Consider the following 18,113-nt stretch of genomic DNA (forward strand, 5'->3'; position numbering starts at 1 on the left):
ATTTAAAAGAAAAAACCACCAATAAAGGTGGTTTTTACGTTTAAATAGCCAAGCTATTTAACTGCCAACGGCACTAGGTTGTACATCTAAACCGTAACCAAACATCACTGCAAGCACTAATACAATGGAAGCCGCGACCATCAGTTTGATCAACAGTGGTAAACAAAAACGGAACCAGTGACCATAGGGCACACCTGCCATACCTAAAATACCCATCAATACCGCATTAGTAGGGATAATCATATTTGAAAACCCATCACCAAATTGATAGGCAAGCACAGCCACTTGGCGCGGTACGCCGACTAAATCGCCTAGCGGTGCCATTAACGGCATAGTGACATACGCTTGCCCTGAGCCCGATGGAATAAAGGTATTAAGTATTGTTTGAATAACTAACATACCAATGGCGGAAATCTCCGCACTCACATACGAAAGCGGTAGCGACATGCCATGAACTAAACTATGCAGTATTTGCCCATCTTCTAAAATTAAAGCGATACCTCGAGCTACACCGATTAAAATAGCAGTAGTGACGAGATCTGAGACCCCTTCAATAAAACGATTTGCAGTTTCATCCGCTGATAATTTGCCAAGCACTGCAACCACAGCACCCCACGCAATAAATACCCCGCCTAATTCGTATAAGTACCAACCTTTAGTGGCAATGCCCCATACCGCGATAGCAAGGGTTATGATAAAACTGCCTAAAATCAGTTTGTGACGCAGTGCAAGTTCAGGATAATTTGGCGTGGCTTTATCATTAAGTGGGCAGGGTACATCCAACATCATTGATTTGCTGGGATCATTGGCAACACGTTTGGTGTATTGCCATACATGATGAAAACCAATGAGTACAAATGGTACGAAAATCGCTAAACGTAACCATAAACCAGAGTAAACTGGGATTTCAGCAATTTGTTGCGCGATGAGTACCGTAAATGGGTTAAACGCAGACACCCCATAACCAATACCGTAACCTGCGACAATCATCCCCACCGCAGTCATCGCATCAAGGCGCATGGCTTTACATAAAGCCACTAAAATTAGCACAAATGGAATGTATTCACCCGCAGTACCAATACTGCTTGATGCTAAAGCAAAACAAAATACCACCATAAATATAAGTCGTTGCGGTTTTTTGCCATGACGCTCAAGTAAGCGACCAATTAACGCATCAACCGTGCCGGTAGCGCGGGCAATGGCAAGAACACCGCCAACAATCAATACAAAAAATATCACATCTTGCGCCGCTGCAAATGCCCGCGGTATTGCTGTTAATAAATCCCAAGGGGTCAAATAATGACGCTCTGCAACCGTTTGGTAGGTACCCGCAACGACCATTTCACGGCCTGAATCAGATAGTGTGGTAGTAAAAAAGCCTTGTGGTACTAACCAGGTAGCAACTAACGCAGTGACCATCATACCCAGCAGTAAAATCAAAGTATGCGGCACTTTGAAAGAGTTACTCATACATTCTCCATTTTATAATTGGCACAGCGAATGAAGCTTCGCTGTTTTTTGTTAAGGATAACACGAGTTGTAAAATCACAATAAAAATAGCAACGTGGACTGTAAAGGAATGTAACTAAGTTGAAATTATGAGCTTCATTAAAGAAAGTGCATGAAAGGTGTTAGTTAAATTTGCTGAGAAATGGCTGGTGCGTAGTGAACAATAAAGCTTTTACATAAAATTAAAGTAAACAATTGAACCCAAATAGGAACTCAGCTATGGTGAACCATCAATAAAAAATAAATTAAAATCAAGTGTTTCTATATGCTCGTTATGTTTTAGTGAGTATCATCACTTTCAAGGATAGATCATGAAAAAATGTATTTTGATCATTTCACTGACAACTTTATTATATGGCTGTATTACCGTGCCTGTTGTTGATAAATCTCATACGCATAAATGCGAATTATCAACAAATATGAAAGTCCTCAAAATAGTTGATGTAGCCAAAGAGACCAATTCTTTTTATTCAGTCGGTGGGTTGATTTTGTCACCGATTCTTATTCCTACATCCGCTATTATTTCTGGTACTTATGTTTTAGTTAATAATACTTATCATATTGGAGAGAAGGAAATAAAATGTGGCGAAAATAAAACTGAGGGGTCAGCAAGCAGTAAAGCTTAGCTTGGTTGGCTACTTGTGAGGAAGTATTGTTCGTTAATGATAAAGGTTGGCATCGAGGTAATCCCCATTTTTTTCAGCGCATTTCTTCCGTCGATAACCGATTGAAAATAAGTGCATAATTTTATAGGGGATCATAATTTAGTAAATTTCATCATTTATTCTTTTGTGCATACTTTTTCATAGAGCACTGCGCCAAGATGCTCTCTTAAATCAAACTGGAATTGGCTGTCAAAAATATCACTGACTTGTCCCACTGCAAATAGCTGTGCGTGGGCACTGCATTTTTTTGCAAGCACAACTTCACCCACGTTCGCATGAAACGAAGTTAACTGCGTACTGCTCCTATATTCAGAAGTATTTTCTATGTCATCATGCCAGCGGCCTTTGATAGGCGTTCTGTCACCTTTGTTATTGACATAATAGAAATGCCAATTGGGCGGGTTCTCTTCCCAAACTGCACTGTTTTTTGCCTGCGTTACTAGCAAACCTGATGGTGGAATTGAAAAAACGGGAACGTCGTTCTCATATTTAGCAGGTGTGCCTTTAGGCGCGTTATAAACAATGTAAAAAGTGCCTTTATAGTTTTCAGGTATAAGATAAACCGCAGGAGAGGATCTTTTTCTATTTGGGCACATGTTATCAAAAAATTTTCCATCGCTATTTTTAAGTTTGATGGCATCAAATATATCAAACAAGTTTTTGTTGTCGGTCTGCTCAGCATCTGTGCCAACCGTAAAGTCTTGAAAAATAACATCACAGCCATAAAATGGCTCTATATGACCTAAGCCACCACCGTATACAGTTCTTGTTTTTTCTGCATTAATGCTTACCTTCTCAGTTGATGCTGAGTCTCCGCTTATAGGTGTTCTATTCCCAGTATTACTCACGTAGAAATACTGTAATCTACTACTCTCAATCCAGCCCTCGTTAGCATCCATTTGCGTCACAAGCACACCAGTTGGCGGTATTTCATATACCCGAGAATCGCCTTCATACTTTGGTGGTTGCCCGTTTGGCGCGTTAAATATAATGTACAAAGAGCCAACATACCCGTCAGGTATGAGGTAAATGGCAGGCTCTCTTTTTTTTACTTCTGTACAAGCAGATAATAACGCTATCAGGATACTCATATACAACATTTTAAAAAAATGGACATTAAAGGAAGATTTCATTGAGTCGCCTTTATTTAAGCCTCTATTTTCAATATGCATTGGATAAACTGCAAACTGAAGCATTTATCTAATTTAATATAAGAAACAAGCGCCTTTAAAATAGATTTATCCATGTTTTTTATTCCTTTTTCACTATATATATCAAAATAAAGTGTGTTTTTAGTTATCTCTTCAGAGGTACCGATAGCAAACTCTTGGAAACGAGCATTACACCCCTTAGTTGGTTCAAATGCACCTACTGAGGTATGAAATGTCACTAATCCTTCTGTTACATTATCGGATGACCAACGGCCTTTAATAGGCGTTCTGTCACCTTTATTATTAACATAATAGAAATGCTAATTGGGCGGGTTTTCTTCCCAAACTGCACTGTTTTTTGCCTGCGTTACTAGCAAACCTGATGGTGGAATTGAAAAACGGGAACGCCATTTTCATATTTAGCGGGTGTGCCTTTAGGTGCGTTATAAACAATGTAAAAAGTGAATTTATAGTTTTCAGGTATAAGATAAACCGCAGGAGAGGCTCTTTTTCAATTTGAACACATACCATCAAAAAGTTTTTCATCTATATTGTTGAGCTTTATAGCATCGTATATATTGAGCAAGTTCCTGCTGTCGGTCTGCTCAGCATTTGTGCCAACCGTAAAGTTTTGATTAATTACAGTGCAGCCATATATTGGACCCGATTGACCTAAGCCACCCACATACACCGTTCTTGTTTTTCCTATATCGTTGTTTGTCGCATCTTGCTCTTTTAGTGCAGAGTCTTCACTTATAGGTGTTCTTTCATTTGTATTACTTACGTAAAAGTACTGTATTTTGCTAGTTTCAATCCAGCCCTCGTTAGCATCCATTTGCGTCACTAGCACACCTGATGGCGGTATTTCATATACCCGAGAGTTGCCTTCGTACTTTGGCGGTTGCCCGTTTGGCGCGTTGAATATAATGTACAAAGAACCAACATACCCGTCAGGTATGAGGTAAATTGCAGGTTCACTTTTTCTTATCTCAGTACAAGCAGAAAGTAGCGCTATTGTTAAACTAATAAACAGCACTTTTAAAAAATGGACATTAAAGGAAGATTTCATTGAGTCGCCTTTATTTAAATAAGCCATTGAAGCAATTTTCTAAACTTGCTTTTTCGAGCAACATGCAATGGCCACTATTTGCAGGAATAGAAGTAAAGCGATAATTCCAATCGACTATTTTATGATAACTTAATTTAGGGTATTTATTTGCTTGGCGAAATAATTCATCACCCACGGTACCTTTAAAGCTGCCATTGTTGTTAAGCGGTAAACGCAGTGCACTTGCGATCATAGGGAAGTCCGCATTCAAAGATAAACTTAATGGTGGCGCACCTTTACGAACATGTATACCCAGTGAAATAGCTTGCCCGCCAGGGCCGACAATAAATGCTTCACAGTTTGGAAACGCATCGCCCGTAATATAAGTTACAATATCCATGTGGGCGTTAATAGTATCTATATCTATAATAATTTTATATTTAACATTTAAAGTGGGCACGTAAGAAAGGTCTAACTCTTCTTGTAATTCAGAAGAGCCTGGCATAGCGTGATTCACGCCACCATATTGCCCTTCTAATCGATACTGATAAATATTTTTAATAGATGGGGGGCTGTTTTTGAGGGTGACGCGCCCTTTTGGTGCTAGCTTGCCTTTATATATTTTTTTTGCATCTCCCCATGGCGCCTTTGATGGATCTGAGATTGTGTCAACAGAATTTATTTTACTGTTTTTTGTAGAGAGCTGTAGTCGATGCCAAATTCTTGATGTGGTAGGCTTAACACCACTCGGTTTAAGCGAAAACCCTCGATTATCACCTTCAAACCATAAACCAGACCAGCCAAAGTCTTTTTCGGGATGAAATGAGCGTATATTAATTTCGTAATTTGCTAATTGAATAGCCATAGGTTAAGTTCCGTTTATCAATAAATTCAAGTCCGTTTCGAATAGGGTAACATCGAGGTTGTTTGTTAACAACTCTTGTCGCTTTTTAATAGCTAAAACTAACGAGTGGATTGACACAATTTAAAGTTATAGCTTTAATTATTTAAATGATTAAAGCCACGTAATGCTTAAGTGACGTGGCTTTTAATGTTACTGTTGTTGCGCTTCTTGCTCGGCGATTTGCTTAAATGCTTGCACAAATGCATCGCTTGGTTGGCCGCCGGTGAGGGCGAATTGATCGTTGATGATAAAGGTTGGCACTGAGGTAATGCCCATTTGTTGTAGCGTATTTTGTTCGCTGCGAACGTCTTGGAAATACTCGCCTGAGTCTAAAATCTGTTTTGCGCGGGCTCTATCAAGACCAACACTTGCTACCACATCAAGCAGCGTATCTTGCTCATTTAAATACACTAAATCAGTAAAGTGCGCTTTAAAAAATGCCAGTTTTAATTCGGTTTGCTTACCTTCACTGGCAGCCCAAGTGAGTAGTCGATGTAAGTCAAAACTGTTGATCATGATACGTTTGCCGTCAAAGTTAAAATCAAAGCCTGCCTGTTCACCCATCTCTAAAATACGTTGACGGTTTTCATCGCCTTGTTGTTCAGTTAGGCCGTATTTTTGCGCTAAATGCTCATTTAAATCTTGGCCTGCAACTGGCATATCAGGGTTTAGTTCGAATGGCTTCCAGCTGATCTGGGCTGTAAATTCGTCACTTAATTGCGCCAATGCGGTTTCAAGATTTTTATAACCAATGATGCACCACGGACACATAACGTCTGAAACGATGTCGATTTTAAGCTTTTTCATGAGTGAGCCTATTTTTTAGCAAATGTTACTGGGATATGCAGGCGAGGGGGCGTTAATTCAAGAGCTGAGTATTTTTAACTAACAAACTGCACGGGAAAAACTACCGTGCAGTGATTTACTATGTTCTGGTTTAGATCAATCGGTTAAACCAAATGGATTTTCAATACTGTGAGCAGGCTCGGTAAACCACTTTGGGCCGTTGTCGGTCATGTAAAAATGATCTTCTAAGCGCACGCCAAACTCGTCAGGCACCACTAGCATAGGTTCATTACTAAAACACATGCCAGTTGCGAGAGGGGTTTTGTTACCGCCTACTAAATAAGGCCATTCGTGAATATCTAAACCGATACCGTGGCCGGTGCGGTGTGGGCAACCCGGTGTTTGATATTCTGGGCCTAACCCTTGGGCGGCCAAATAGTTACGGGCGCCAGCATCCACGGCTTCACATGGTTGGCCAATTTTTGCTTCATTAAACGCGGCGATTTGTGCGGCTTTTTCGTAGTCCCAAAACTGGCGTTGGCGCTGAGTTGCTTCACCAAATACATAGGTACGAGTAATATCAGATAAATAATCGTGTATTTTACAGCCGGTATCAATCAGTATCATATCGCCTTTTTTAAGGGTTTGCGGATCTTTCACACCATGCGGGAATGACGTTGCAACACCAAATAGTACAATACAAAAATAATTACCTGGCGCGCCTACTTTTTGGTGCGCTTGTTTGATAAAAGCTTCTACTTCTGTGGTGCTAATGCCTTCGTATAACATACTTGCTGTGGCTTGATGCACGGCTAAGGTCATGTCCATAGCACGCTGCATCAGCGCCAATTCATTTGCTGATTTATGCATACGGCAGTGCGCAGTGACAGGTTGTGCATTGATAAGCTTTAAGCCTGTTTGTGCTTTATTGATACCGTCAAAAATAAAGAACTGCGCGCTTTCATCTATGCCTACAGTGCCATTAGCTGCAATGCCCATTTCAGTGATTATTTGTACAAAGAGCTCATATGGGCTTTCGTGTTCTTGCCAACCACGAATAGGACCATCGATGACTTTAAAGCCATTCAACGAACCAATCTCAAAGAATGGCGCTATGTATTGCACGTCACCTTTGGCAGGTAAAATTGCACCAACGAGTCGTTCACTGGCGTACCAACGCATACCAGTAAAATAGGTTAAGTTAGTGCCAGCATTTAAGTAGATGGCATCGATACCATTGGCTTGCATGTAGGCCTGTGCTTTGGCAATACGTGCTAAATGTTCATCTGCCTGAATAGGGGTTAAGTCGTCAGTCATATTGCTTAAACTGGCGAGTGCTTGTTCTTTGGTTTGGGTACCGATACCTATAGTGGTCATTATGTTCTCCTCGTTAGAGCGGCTATTGTGCGGGTGGTACTGGTGAACTGCAAGGGACTTGCGTTGAATGCAACGCAGTTAAAAGGCGTTATTTTTTTAAATCTAGTGCATACTGCTAGCCAATCTCAAAAGAGGTGACTCCAAATACCTTATCTAAAGGGATATCAGGTTGCTGATGGGTATACATTAAACTTAAGATTAGTATATAGAACAACCAGTTTGTAGCAATAAAGCCTGCAGTAATTAACTTTCTTTACGCCTGTTGTGTTACACCTTGGTTGGTATTTATCATTTCCAAGAAAACAAAGCTACTGTGCTAAAATAGACAAGCCAATAGTGTATGCAAAATAAAATGATCATGTTCAATACGTTTTCATTTTATCCCTGCGCTTTTTAAAACAAGGAGTTATTTCTCGATGAACAGTCATTTCTTTGCACGCCAACAAGTAATCAAGCAACAGATGAATGAGCAAAATTTAACGGCACTATTAGTATTAGGCCATGAAAATATTCGTTATTTAACGGGGTTTAGTGGTAATGCGGCTTATGCGTTAGTTACTAAACAGCAAAATGTGTTGATCACTGATTATCGGTATTTTGAGCGTGCACAGGCCGAATGCCAAGGTTTTGAGGTGATAAGCCGTGACCGCGATAACGAATGTTTAGGTCAATGTATTAATCGCTTTTTAGCTGCGAATAGCCAATTAGGCTTTGATGCAGCATTTATTAATGTCGCACTTTGGCAACAGGTAGCATGCGATCTTAACAACCATAATTTAATACCTATCCAAGGCATGATAGAACAACAAAGAATGGTTAAAAATGACTGGGAAATTGCGCAAATTAAAGCAGCCGCTGCCATTGCTGATGAAGCTCTAACACAAACATTACCGTATTTTAAAGCTGGGGTGAGTGAACGAGATCTAGCACTTGAGCTTGAATTCAGAATGCAAAAGCTAGGCTCAGAAGGCATGGCGTTTGCGACTATTTTAATGTTTGCAGAGCGTACATCATTACCCCACGGTAGCCCAAGTGATCGCTTACTTAAAGAAGGGGATTTCATTACCTTAGATTTTGGTGCCGTTGTTAACGGTTATCGCTCTGATATGACCCGCAGCTATGTGTTAGGCCAAGCATCAACTAAACAAGCGAATATTTACAATGCAGTAGCGACGGCGCAACAAGCTGCACTTGATTTGCTCAAGGCTGGTGTACATTGCATTGATTTACAAAATGCATCGCAGCAAGTGTTAGATAACAGCGGTTTTGGTGAGTATGCAGGTCAAGGGCTAGGTCATGGTGTTGGGCTGTTTTTACACGAGCAACCGCTGATCAATAAAAATTGTAACCATGTTCTTGAAGCTGGCAATGTGATCACTATTGAGCCGGGTATTTATATTCCTGAGTTTGGCGGTGTGCGTCTGGAAGACGATATTTTGATCACTGAAACGGGGTATGAATTCCTTACTCATGCCCCTAAGCCATTTGAATTACCATTATAAATAGCACCATGTGCTTAGCGCTCGAATTAAATGAGCGGTTTTTTTGCGTAAGGTAGGCGGCTGAGTGCTTGCGTTGTATGGTAGCTATCTAGGCCACTGACGGCTACCGTATTAATCGACGCTAAATCAATAAAACCATCTTCTTGCACTGCATTATCATCAATATGTAAGTCAATAATTTCACCAATCACAAGCTCGGTGCTATTAATTGCTAGGTGCTGGTGTTCAACTAATTTTACAGCGTATTTTAAGCGGCTTTGTGCGACAAATGGAGCGTAAAAATCAGCTAGGTACTCGGTTGTTAAACCTGTGGCAGCAAATTCAGATTCATCTTTATCATAGCGAGCGGAAGTCTGATGTGCTTGTTGATAAATCTCGCTATTCACTTGGTTGATAGTATAAACGCCGGTCTCTAATATGTTTTCAAAAGTATGACGAGGCACACTGTGCGGACGCATGATCATGCCTACTAAAGGTGGGTGCGCGCCTAAATGAAATACCGAACTGACAATAGCTAAATTAGTGTTACCAAGTTTGTCTTGTGTGCCAATAAGGTTAGCGCTTTTAAAACCAGATAATGAATTGATTAAATGTGTCCGAAACCGCTGCTCTAGTTCATTGATCTGTTGTTTTGTGAAATGCATAAAATTCCTTACCAATTTATATGTTTGCCTTGCCAATCAAGATAAGCAGGTTGCCCTACATCCGTTAGCTGCTCTGGTTGCTGTAAAAGGGTATAAAGTTGCTCAGCTACAAATTCAGGGCTGAATAGTTTGCCTTCGGGTACATTTTTTTGAAATGGTTTGGATAAATCGGTATCGGTTGTGCCAGGATGAAATAACACTAACCTCGTTTGTTTTGCTCTGCGAGCCAATTCAATCGCCGCTGTTTTAAACAACATGTTTAACGCCGCTTTGGAGGCGCGATAGCTATACCAGCCACCCAAATAGTTATCTTCTATGCTGCCAACACGGGCACTGAGCGCGGTTATCACACAGGGCGTTTGCTGATTGAGTAAGGGCAAAATTGCTTGTATACATAAGATCGGGGTTAGCGCGTTACTGCTTAGTAAGGTAGAGAAGTAGGTTTCGTCTATGTCTTCCAATTTTTTCTCTGGCATTGCCTCATCATAGTGGAGCAAACCATTAAAAATAAGCACCTGCGAAGGGGTAATATCATGAGCGCGTAAGTGTTCGCTTATATGTTTTAGGCTGCTACGAGAGTAATCGCTTTGCAGTTGGGTAACCTGCAGTGTGGTTTGTGGGAGCACAAGCCGTTCGCGGCTAACACAAATTACCGTTGCTTTAGCATCATGTTCAGCAATGCGTGTCATGTAAGCCTTTGCTATTGCACTGCTGGCGCCAAATAAAATATAGGTTGCGGTCATTACTTTATTCCACATGCTGATTTACACAGTGAGTGGGCAATAGTTGTTCGGTATTTTGCAAACACTTTATACCCTTGAGCTGCGAAAAAACGAATTCCTGGTAGCTGCAACACTTTTAACCATTTATGGTGGCCAACGGTTTGCCATGCGGCAAAAGTAACATCTAAGCCATAAATCATTTCACCGTTATCTTGCTGACCATGTAAAAAAGCCAGTGCATCTTGGCGCTTTATATGATTAAAACGTTGCTCAAAATCATCAGTGTTAATGTCTTCTAAAGCGATTTTATTATGTTTATCAGCCTCTTTTAACAATCGCATTTCTTTGGTGCATAAAGGGCAGTTAGCATCGTAAAAAATGATCATAAGCATGTCTTAATTGATAGGTACATTATTTCTTGTTACGAAATAGAATAAGCTTTGGATCTGTTAAATTAACCGCTGGGATGATATTAATAGAATCTTACAAATATAAAGGTAAGCAAAATGTCGATTTTTTATCTATCTCACACTCCACATTTAAAAATCGAAGACAGCTTATTATTAGTACCTTTATGGTATAAACATCAACAATGGAGTATCAGGAATGAGTGAACAATATGCCGCCTTGCGTGGGAACGTTAATTTATTAGGGCAGTTATTAGGCCAAACGATTAAAGACGCCCAAGGACCTGCGATTTTAGATAAAGTGGAAGAAATTCGTGCTTTAGCAAAATCCTCACGCACAGGAAACGAGCAAGACCGCCAAGCCTTAATTGATGTTCTGCATGCTTTAACCGATGAAGAGTTGCTACCGGTAGCTCGTGCTTTTAATCACTTTTTAAACCTAGCCAATGTTGCAGAGCAATTTCACACTATCTCACGCTTTAATGATGTTGGTTTTTGCCAATTAAGCCCGCTTACGCAAACTTTAAAAGCGTTGGCTAGTCAGGCTCAAACCGGTAAAGTCAATCCCAATCAAATTGCCGACACGCTCGCAAAGCTGCATATCAATTTGGTGTTAACCGCACACCCTACTGAAGTAACACGTCGTACCATTATCAATAAACATGTAGAGCTAAGTGATTGTTTAGCTGCGCTTGAGCGCACCGATAACCTCCCATATGAGCGTGAAAATATTTTAAACCGTATTGCGCAGCTGATCAGCCAAGCATGGCACACCGATGACATCCGTCGTTCTCGGCCAACCCCAATCGATGAAGCAAAATGGGGCTTTGCAGTTATCGAAAACAGCCTTTGGCATGCAGTGCCACGTTTTTTACGCGATTTTAGTAAAGAAGTTAAACAGCATTTGGATTTAGAGTTACCTAATGATTACAGCCCTGTTGAGTTTACCTCTTGGATGGGCGGCGATCGTGATGGTAACCCGTTTGTAACTGCACAAGTGACTCAACAAGTACTTGATCATGGTCGTTGGATGGCACTTGACCTATACAGCCGTGATATCGACACTTTGAGCACTGAGCTTTCAATGTCGCAAGCAAGTGACGAATTAGTTGAGCTCGCAGGGCAAGATTTTGAACCGTATCGTGCAGTGCTGAAAGTACTTAAAGTACAAGTAAGCGAAACGGTTGCTCACCTTGGCGCTAAGATTATGAATAAGCGCACAGATGCACAAGATGTGGTGACTGATATTAACCAGTTAAAGCAGCCGCTTGAAGCCTGTTATCGTTCATTGTTAAAAACCAACATGGGCGTAGTTGCCAATGGCTTACTGCTGGATGTGCTTCGTCGCATTAATAGTTTTGGTATCCGCTTAGCTAAATTAGATGTACGCCAAGATTCATCGCGTCACAGCGGTGTGTTTTCTGAGTTAACTCGCTATTTAGGTTTAGGCGATTACGACCAATGGCAAGAAGAAGACAAACAAGCATTTTTACTGGCAGAACTTAATTCTCGTCGTCCGCTTATTCCAAAACATTGGCAACCAAGTGCAGACGTTAAAGAAGTGCTCGATACCTTTGATGTGATTGCTAAGCAAGATGCTTCTACATTTGGTTTGTACATCATTTCAATGGCACGCACAGCGTCTGATGTTCTAGCAGTGCAACTGTTATTAAAAGAAAGCGGCTGTAGCTTTAAACTGCCTGTTGCACCATTATTTGAAACCTTAGATGACTTAAATGCAGGCAGCGATGTTATTACCCAGTTATTGGATAATAATTGGTATCGTGGTCAAGCTGAAGGCGTGCAAAACGTGATGATCGGCTATTCAGATTCAGCCAAAGATGCGGGTATGATGGCCGCGGGTTGGGCGCAATATGAAGCGATGGATAAACTCGTACAGTTAGCCGAAGAACGTGGTATCGAGCTGGTATTATTCCACGGTCGTGGTGGTACGGTTGGCCGTGGTGGCGCACCTGCTGCCCAAGCCCTACGTTCGCAACCACCAGGTTCACTCAAAGGCGGCCTGCGTGTAACAGAGCAAGGGGAAATGATCCGCTTTAAATTTGGTTTACCAAATGTTGCCCTTGAAAGCTTGAATATTTACGCCGGTGCGGTGCTCGAAAGTAATTTGCTACCACCACCAGAGCCAAAAGATGAATGGCGTGATGTAATGGCGCTGATCAGCGAAAAGTCATGTGAGCATTACCGTAATGTGGTGCGTTTTGACGAAGATTTCGTCCCTTACTTTCGAATGGCTACGCCGGAGCAAGAACTTGGTAAGTTACCTTTAGGTTCTCGCCCAGCAAAACGTAATCCACATGGTGGCGTTGAAAGCCTGCGGGCTATACCGTGGATTTTTGCATGGAGCCAAAACCGTTTAATGTTGCCAGCCTGGTTAGGTGCCTTAACGGGATTACAAGCGGCACTTGAAAAGTACGGCGCAGAGACGCTTAATGAAATGAGTCAACAATGGCCGTTCTTCCGTGCTCGTTTAGAAATGCTGGAAATGGTATTTAGTAAGGCGGATAGCTGGTTAAGTGCGCATTATGATGATGCCTTAGTTGAAGAGCAATATAAGCCTCTGGGAGATAAACTTCGCGAAGAGCTTAAGCAAGCGATTGCATTGGTGCAATCGTTAAGCCCGCAACAAAGCTTACTGGCTGATCAACCTTGGATCAAAGAATCTATAGGCCTGCGTAACCCGTATACGGATCCACTTAATGTACTTCAGGTTGAGTTACTTAAGCGTTCGCGCGAGGCGGCAGAAGGCAGCTCTGGTGATATCGATAATGCACTTATGATCACTATGACAGGTATAGCCGCGGGGATGCGTAATACCGGCTAAATGTTTGCTCTTTGTTAGGTCTCATCGCGCTGTTTTGCAGCTTGAGGCCCATCAATTGGTAAAGTAATTATAAAGCGTGCGCCGTGCTGACAAGGCTCGGCGCATATATTGCCGAATAGATTATATTTAACGGCATTAAATACTACATTTAACCCTAACCCTAAATGATTCCCGCCCAGGTTGGTTGAATAAAATGGTGTAAAAATATCTTTTAATATAGCGTTGTCTATACCACTACCATTATCTTGGAAAACTATCATAACCTGTTAATTTTGTTCTTTAATATCAATGTTTATTATTGCATCTTCAGTATCTTTAAAACCGTGTTCGTAGGCATTAATGACTAATGTTTTTAACACATCACCGATAATCGATGGATAGGAAGTAATAGTTAATTCTGCGCCGCTGTACTCAAATCTAATATCTTTAGATAGATAACCCTGTAACGTATCCATCCGTTCAACAATAAAACTGCGCAGCTTAATTTTGCTCATTGGTTTGTCTAATGCAATTGAGACATTCAATGCTTTAAATTCTTCAACCATCTTTGCTAAGCGATTAATATTGCTGATCACCAAATCTTTAGCGGTATTACTTTGTTGAATAAACAGATTAAAGTCACTAGGGGAGAGCTTTTTGTCATTAAATTTTTGTTCAAGTGATTGTAAGTTATCTTGAATAAATGAACTGGCAGTCACAATAGTACCAATAGGTGTATTTAACTGATGAGCCATACCTGAGACAAGTGCTGTCAGCGAGGCCATTTTTTCAACCTCAATTAAATGCGACTGTGTGTTGGTAAGTGTTTCTAGGGTATTTGCCAGTGCCTGCTTTTGATTATATATACTGCGGATGGCGTACATTGAGCCAAACAGTATTATCACTAATGAAACTGCGATTGCGAGTGCGAGTTTTTTAAATGCTTTCGCTTCGGTGGCTTTAATTTGTTGCTCTTTGGTTAAGTTCGCTATTTTTAACTCTTTACTTGCCATATCAACTTCGGCAAGTGCTTTCGCTAAATTTACATTTGATTGGCGCTGCAGCAACGCTTGTCTACTTTGGTTAAATTGTTTATAAGCATGTAAAGCTCTTTAAAGTTTCCGATGGACTCAGATAATGAGGCTGAAAATTCGCTGACAGTGGCAGTTAAGCTTAAGTTTTTCAGTTGCATTGCTTGTTGTTGAATTTCGTTGGTTAATTGTATTGCTTGCTCAGTCTTGCCCATTTCATGGTAAGTTTTAGCAAGGGATAACTTGGCGTTAATAAGCTCTACATCTGTACCACTGTTAGAAAATAATAAAATGGCTTGTTGTAAATAATTCACCGAACTTTGATAGTTTTCGGTTTCTCGCTCAACTTGACCAAGTAGTTGGTAGTTTAACGCTAAATGATAATCAAATTGATTGCTTTGTTGTAATGTTATGGCACGCTCAAGCAGTTTTTTTGCTGCGGGGTACTGTTTTTTTGCTACCATCACTTTTACTAAGTTGGTCATCGCAAAAGATAAATCTAATGGTTTATTGAGTGGTTTAGTGTATTCATAGTATTGGGTAAATGCGCGCTCAGCCTCATCAAGCTTGCGTAAAGCAAGATACACTCCGCCGATATTGTTTTCAGTTTGATGCACAAGTTCTATTTTTCGCATATTAGCCTGTTCGAGGGCTTGCAAAAAATAATTGAGCGCTTGCTCGTAGAGGGCAAGTTTAGAGTAGATACCGCCGCTAATATTATAATAGCCGTACATTAAAGTGGGATCACTTGAGCGTAAAGTCATAGCCTTATAAGTGACCAAAGTACGCATAGCTTCTTCTAGTTGATCGGTTTCAAGTTGGAACCAGGCTTTATAGTTAAGTACTTTAATTTGTTGCTCAAGAGTCAATTCTTTTGTTTTTAAAATTGTGTCTGTTAATGTGATCGCGGTGGCTGGGTTTTCAGCATAAGCACTACGAATATGTTGCCTTAGTTCTTCATACTCAGAGTCAGTCAGTGGCGCGGCTAAAACAAATGCGCTAACACTGAGCAAAAATGCAAATGTGAAGATGCGAAAAGCGAATAATAGTATCATAGTGAGGAGCTTACTTTGCGAACAGCATACGCCCAGTATAGCGAAAAATCGATATTTTTCACCGCCCCATTAGTATCATTTCAGCAACAAAAGTCATCCTTTAGATTGAATTGTTGTTCTGGTCTGACCTGATTTATTGTTAGAGATTGACTGTTTTTTTATTTTATTTAGAATGTCGGCTGTTTTGCCATCGTGGCAAGTGTGTTAATTACTGAGTAGTAAAATGTCGAATGTGTCTACTTGCATCACATATGATGCTTCCACGTCATTAATTATGATGACGCTAAGAGGGACGGCAAGTGCACAGGATGTGATGAATTTTTATCAAATAGCCCAGCAATATGTGTCTATTTATGGCAGTAATAAACTACTGGTCGATGTGTCTGAGTTGACGCATAAATTTCCGGCCAGTGATTTGCTAACGATAATGCCAGCAGTATCAAATCGGCTAGCGAATTGTTTTATTGCTAGGGTCGTTAGTTTTGATGGTTTTATGCACGATTTGTTTTTACAAAAAGCAAAACGTTTTGATCTCAAAGCTGAAAATTTTGAGTGTTTTACTAGCGCTAAAAATTGGCTTGAAAATCAATCTGGTAATTAGTAGCCGAACATTTTACACTGTGAAGCCATTAAATAAGTAAAATTTGTTTATGACTTTATCAACTTCGTCTTCGCCTATAAATTCTATAACAGGACATGTATTTGATGAACGTGCGCGCAACGCACTGTTCAATCAAGTTAAGTCACAGCAGGGCAAATTGACTGCCACTGATATTGACCAACTGTGTAAGAAATTCTCGCTGACTCAAGAACAGCTGTTAAGAGCGTGCTTACCTGTGGCATCTTTATTCGCCGTAGCGCCTATTTCACAGTTCTCGGTTGGCGCAATTGTTGTAGGCCTAGATAAAGATCAGCACGCGCACTTTTACTTTGGTGCTAACGTTGAGTTTGCTCATCAGCCACTCAGTTTAGTGGTGCATGCCGAGCAATCCGCTATTAATAATGCCTGGCTCAATGGTGCTAAAGCTATTGTTCAAATCGCAATTAGTGATGCGCCATGTGGCTATTGTCGTCAGTTTATGAATGAATTGGCGGATGCAGATACCTTTGACATTCTATTACCTAAGCAACAATTTAAACTGGCAGAGTTGTTACCAGCCGCTTTTGGGCCAAAGGATTTAGGTAATCAATATAGTCTATTTAACCCCGCTCCTGAGTGTACACAATTAGTCGCAAGTTCAGACGTATGCTCGTTGCTTGTAGATCAGGCACAACACGCCTATGTCCCTTACACTGGCAACTTCAGTGCAGTAAAGATAACCACCTTTAAGCATGGTAGTTTTTATGGTCGCTACGCTGAAAACGCTGCGTATAGCCCAAGCCTTGCACCACTACAAAGTGCAATCAGTCAGTTACATTTGGCTGGTTTGAGGATGGATAATGCAAGCATTGAAAGAGTAGAGTTAGTGCAAACCGAGGGAGCAGAAAATCAACTGCAAGTAACTCAAGCTGTGCTGGCAAGTTATGCTAACTTACCAGCTTTAGAAACCTATAGTTTACGATTTAAGTAACAATTTTGCAGCTTCAAGTACCACGGCGACTGATTTTTTCTCAATCTCGCCGTGATCTACATTGGGGATTTCTTGACGAGTACGATTTACTAATACGCCAGCCACGCAGGCTGCTTTTAAGCCAAGCGCAGCACACATAGTAAATAATGTTGCCGATTCCATCTCATAGTTCATCACGCCTAGTTTTTGCCATTCTTCGCAGCTACCTTGGAACGCTTTTGGTACATAACCTGAGTAGGTATCGTAACGCTCTTGCCCTGGGTAGAAGGTATCGCTTGATGCGGTAATACCAATATGAAAATCAATGCCTAAATTATCACAGGCAGTCACCATCGCTTGGGTGCTAAAGAAATCTGACACTGCAGGAAAACTCAGTGGTGCAAAATGCTGACTCGCGCCATCTAAACGCACAGACGCTTGGCTGATTAAAATGTCACCTTCATTAATATGCGGCTGAATTGCCCCCGTTGTACCAATGCGTAAAAATGTTTCAACACCTAACTGTGCTAGTTCTTCCACCGCAATAGAGGTTGAAGGTCCGCCGATACCGGTTGAACATATCACGACAGAGTGGCCGTTGAGTTGGCCTAAATAAACGTGAAACTCACGGGTTTGAGCAAGACATGTTGAGTTTTCAAGAAACGTAGAAATACGTGCAGCACGGTCTGGATCACCCGGTACAATAGCCAATGTTGCACCTTGTAAGTCGTTGCGAGTGAGTCCTAAGTGAAATACCTTTTCCATAGCGAAGCCTTATTACTTTTGAATTTAACGTGATTATCACATTAATTTTGAAAGAGTCGTTGTCAATTTAGCATAATTACCACAATGCTAAATGCTGTACAGGACGGATGTCCGTTTTAAGGTTTATTCATTGCTTTTGAATAATCAAGCAGGTAGAAAACCGATGCAATAGC

The 18,113-nt window shown here is 40.9% G+C and carries 20 protein-coding genes; 5 read left to right on the forward strand and 15 right to left on the reverse strand.

Annotation, left to right across the window (positions count from 1 at the left end):
• Nucleotides 1-57 precede the first annotated feature (57 nt).
• Nucleotides 58-1,470, reverse strand: coding sequence for a YfcC family protein (locus NDQ71_RS18640; protein WP_064664547.1), 1,413 nt, complete (start codon nucleotides 1,468-1,470; stop codon nucleotides 58-60).
• A 350-nt stretch (nucleotides 1,471-1,820) separates the two neighbouring features.
• On the opposite strand from NDQ71_RS18640, the gene NDQ71_RS18645 reads away from it, so the two are divergent.
• Nucleotides 1,821-2,135, forward strand: coding sequence for a hypothetical protein (locus NDQ71_RS18645; protein ID WP_301562894.1), 315 nt, complete (start codon nucleotides 1,821-1,823; stop codon nucleotides 2,133-2,135).
• A gap of 155 nt (nucleotides 2,136-2,290) precedes the next feature.
• Here NDQ71_RS18645 and NDQ71_RS18650 read toward each other — a convergent pair whose 3' ends face one another.
• From NDQ71_RS18650 to NDQ71_RS18675, 7 genes are all read right to left on the reverse strand, one after another.
• Nucleotides 2,291-3,346 (reverse strand): hypothetical protein, encoded by a 1,056-nt coding sequence (locus tag NDQ71_RS18650; protein WP_301562895.1) that lies wholly within the window; start codon nucleotides 3,344-3,346, stop codon nucleotides 2,291-2,293.
• Entirely contained in the window at nucleotides 3,322-3,564 is a 243-nt protein-coding gene (locus tag NDQ71_RS18655) for a hypothetical protein (protein ID WP_192540342.1), read from the reverse strand. The genes NDQ71_RS18650 and NDQ71_RS18655 overlap by 25 nt, the downstream gene beginning before the upstream one ends.
• A 131-nt stretch (nucleotides 3,565-3,695) precedes the next feature.
• Complete coding sequence (locus NDQ71_RS24445; RefSeq protein WP_367318025.1) at nucleotides 3,696-3,809, reverse strand: hypothetical protein; 114 nt, start codon at nucleotides 3,807-3,809, stop codon at nucleotides 3,696-3,698.
• 27 nt (nucleotides 3,810-3,836) lie between these two features.
• On the reverse strand, nucleotides 3,837-4,394 hold the full coding sequence (locus NDQ71_RS18660) for a hypothetical protein (protein ID WP_192540340.1): 558 nt from the start codon (nucleotides 4,392-4,394) through the stop codon (nucleotides 3,837-3,839).
• Between the two features lie 10 nt (nucleotides 4,395-4,404).
• Nucleotides 4,405-5,238: a hypothetical protein gene (locus NDQ71_RS18665; RefSeq protein ID WP_301562896.1), complete on the reverse strand. Its 834-nt coding sequence runs from the start codon at nucleotides 5,236-5,238 to the stop codon at nucleotides 4,405-4,407.
• 189 nt (nucleotides 5,239-5,427) lie between these two features.
• The gene (locus NDQ71_RS18670; RefSeq protein WP_192540338.1) at nucleotides 5,428-6,084 is read right to left on the reverse strand and encodes a DsbA family oxidoreductase; all 657 of its coding nucleotides are present in this window, start codon (nucleotides 6,082-6,084) and stop codon (nucleotides 5,428-5,430) included.
• Nucleotides 6,085-6,219: 135 nt separating this feature from the next.
• A complete protein-coding gene (locus NDQ71_RS18675; RefSeq protein WP_301562897.1) occupies nucleotides 6,220-7,440 on the reverse strand; it encodes a Xaa-Pro peptidase family protein in 1,221 nt (406 codons plus the stop codon).
• A 416-nt stretch (nucleotides 7,441-7,856) separates the two neighbouring features.
• Here NDQ71_RS18675 and NDQ71_RS18680 point away from each other — a divergent pair, with 416 nt between their 5' ends.
• A complete protein-coding gene (locus NDQ71_RS18680) occupies nucleotides 7,857-8,942 on the forward strand; it encodes a Xaa-Pro peptidase family protein (RefSeq protein WP_301562898.1) in 1,086 nt (361 codons plus the stop codon).
• A 26-nt stretch (nucleotides 8,943-8,968) separates the two neighbouring features.
• On the opposite strand, the gene NDQ71_RS18685 is transcribed toward NDQ71_RS18680, so the two are convergent.
• The 3 genes from NDQ71_RS18685 to NDQ71_RS18695 are packed head-to-tail and all read right to left on the reverse strand — an operon-like array spanning nucleotide 8,969 to nucleotide 10,694.
• The gene (locus NDQ71_RS18685) at nucleotides 8,969-9,586 is read right to left on the reverse strand and encodes a flavin reductase (RefSeq protein WP_301562899.1); all 618 of its coding nucleotides are present in this window, start codon (nucleotides 9,584-9,586) and stop codon (nucleotides 8,969-8,971) included.
• Between the two features lie 8 nt (nucleotides 9,587-9,594).
• Nucleotides 9,595-10,329, reverse strand: a complete 735-nt coding sequence (locus tag NDQ71_RS18690; protein WP_283709031.1) for an SDR family NAD(P)-dependent oxidoreductase — start codon at nucleotides 10,327-10,329, stop codon at nucleotides 9,595-9,597.
• Nucleotides 10,329-10,694 (reverse strand): thiol-disulfide oxidoreductase DCC family protein, encoded by a 366-nt coding sequence (locus tag NDQ71_RS18695; protein ID WP_301562900.1) that lies wholly within the window; start codon nucleotides 10,692-10,694, stop codon nucleotides 10,329-10,331. The genes NDQ71_RS18690 and NDQ71_RS18695 overlap by 1 nt, the downstream gene beginning before the upstream one ends.
• A gap of 220 nt (nucleotides 10,695-10,914) precedes the next feature.
• Between NDQ71_RS18695 and ppc the strand changes: the two genes are divergently transcribed.
• Nucleotides 10,915-13,560 carry a phosphoenolpyruvate carboxylase gene (gene ppc / locus NDQ71_RS18700; protein WP_301562901.1) on the forward strand — a complete coding sequence of 882 codons (2,646 nt, stop codon included), beginning with the start codon at nucleotides 10,915-10,917 and terminating at the stop codon, nucleotides 13,558-13,560.
• A 14-nt stretch (nucleotides 13,561-13,574) separates the two neighbouring features.
• Here ppc and NDQ71_RS18705 read toward each other — a convergent pair whose 3' ends face one another.
• The 3 genes from NDQ71_RS18705 to NDQ71_RS18715 are packed head-to-tail and all read right to left on the reverse strand — an operon-like array spanning nucleotide 13,575 to nucleotide 15,625.
• On the reverse strand, nucleotides 13,575-13,820 hold the full coding sequence (locus NDQ71_RS18705; protein ID WP_192540320.1) for an ATP-binding protein: 246 nt from the start codon (nucleotides 13,818-13,820) through the stop codon (nucleotides 13,575-13,577).
• 6 nt (nucleotides 13,821-13,826) lie between these two features.
• Entirely contained in the window at nucleotides 13,827-14,606 is a 780-nt protein-coding gene (locus NDQ71_RS18710; protein WP_192540319.1) for a HAMP domain-containing histidine kinase, read from the reverse strand.
• Nucleotides 14,582-15,625 (reverse strand): lipopolysaccharide assembly protein LapB, encoded by a 1,044-nt coding sequence (locus tag NDQ71_RS18715; RefSeq protein WP_301562902.1) that lies wholly within the window; start codon nucleotides 15,623-15,625, stop codon nucleotides 14,582-14,584. Before NDQ71_RS18715 ends, NDQ71_RS18710 begins: the two co-directional genes overlap by 25 nt.
• Before the next feature lie 274 nt (nucleotides 15,626-15,899).
• Here NDQ71_RS18715 and NDQ71_RS18720 point away from each other — a divergent pair, with 274 nt between their 5' ends.
• Both NDQ71_RS18720 and cdd read left to right on the forward strand, forming a co-directional pair.
• Nucleotides 15,900-16,226 carry a hypothetical protein gene (locus NDQ71_RS18720; protein WP_283709034.1) on the forward strand — a complete coding sequence of 109 codons (327 nt, stop codon included), beginning with the start codon at nucleotides 15,900-15,902 and terminating at the stop codon, nucleotides 16,224-16,226.
• A 49-nt stretch (nucleotides 16,227-16,275) separates the two neighbouring features.
• Nucleotides 16,276-17,196, forward strand: coding sequence for a cytidine deaminase (gene cdd, locus NDQ71_RS18725; protein ID WP_301562903.1), 921 nt, complete (start codon nucleotides 16,276-16,278; stop codon nucleotides 17,194-17,196).
• On the opposite strand, the gene udp is transcribed toward cdd, so the two are convergent.
• Nucleotides 17,182-17,940 (reverse strand): uridine phosphorylase, encoded by a 759-nt coding sequence (udp, locus tag NDQ71_RS18730; protein ID WP_192540314.1) that lies wholly within the window; start codon nucleotides 17,938-17,940, stop codon nucleotides 17,182-17,184. The two genes, cdd and udp, sit on opposite strands and share 15 nt — an antisense overlap.
• Between the last annotated feature and the right edge of the window lie 173 nt (nucleotides 17,941-18,113).

This window comes from Pseudoalteromonas sp. KG3, from assembly GCF_030436385.1.
Taxonomy (GTDB): Bacteria; Pseudomonadota; Gammaproteobacteria; order Enterobacterales; family Alteromonadaceae; genus Pseudoalteromonas; species Pseudoalteromonas prydzensis.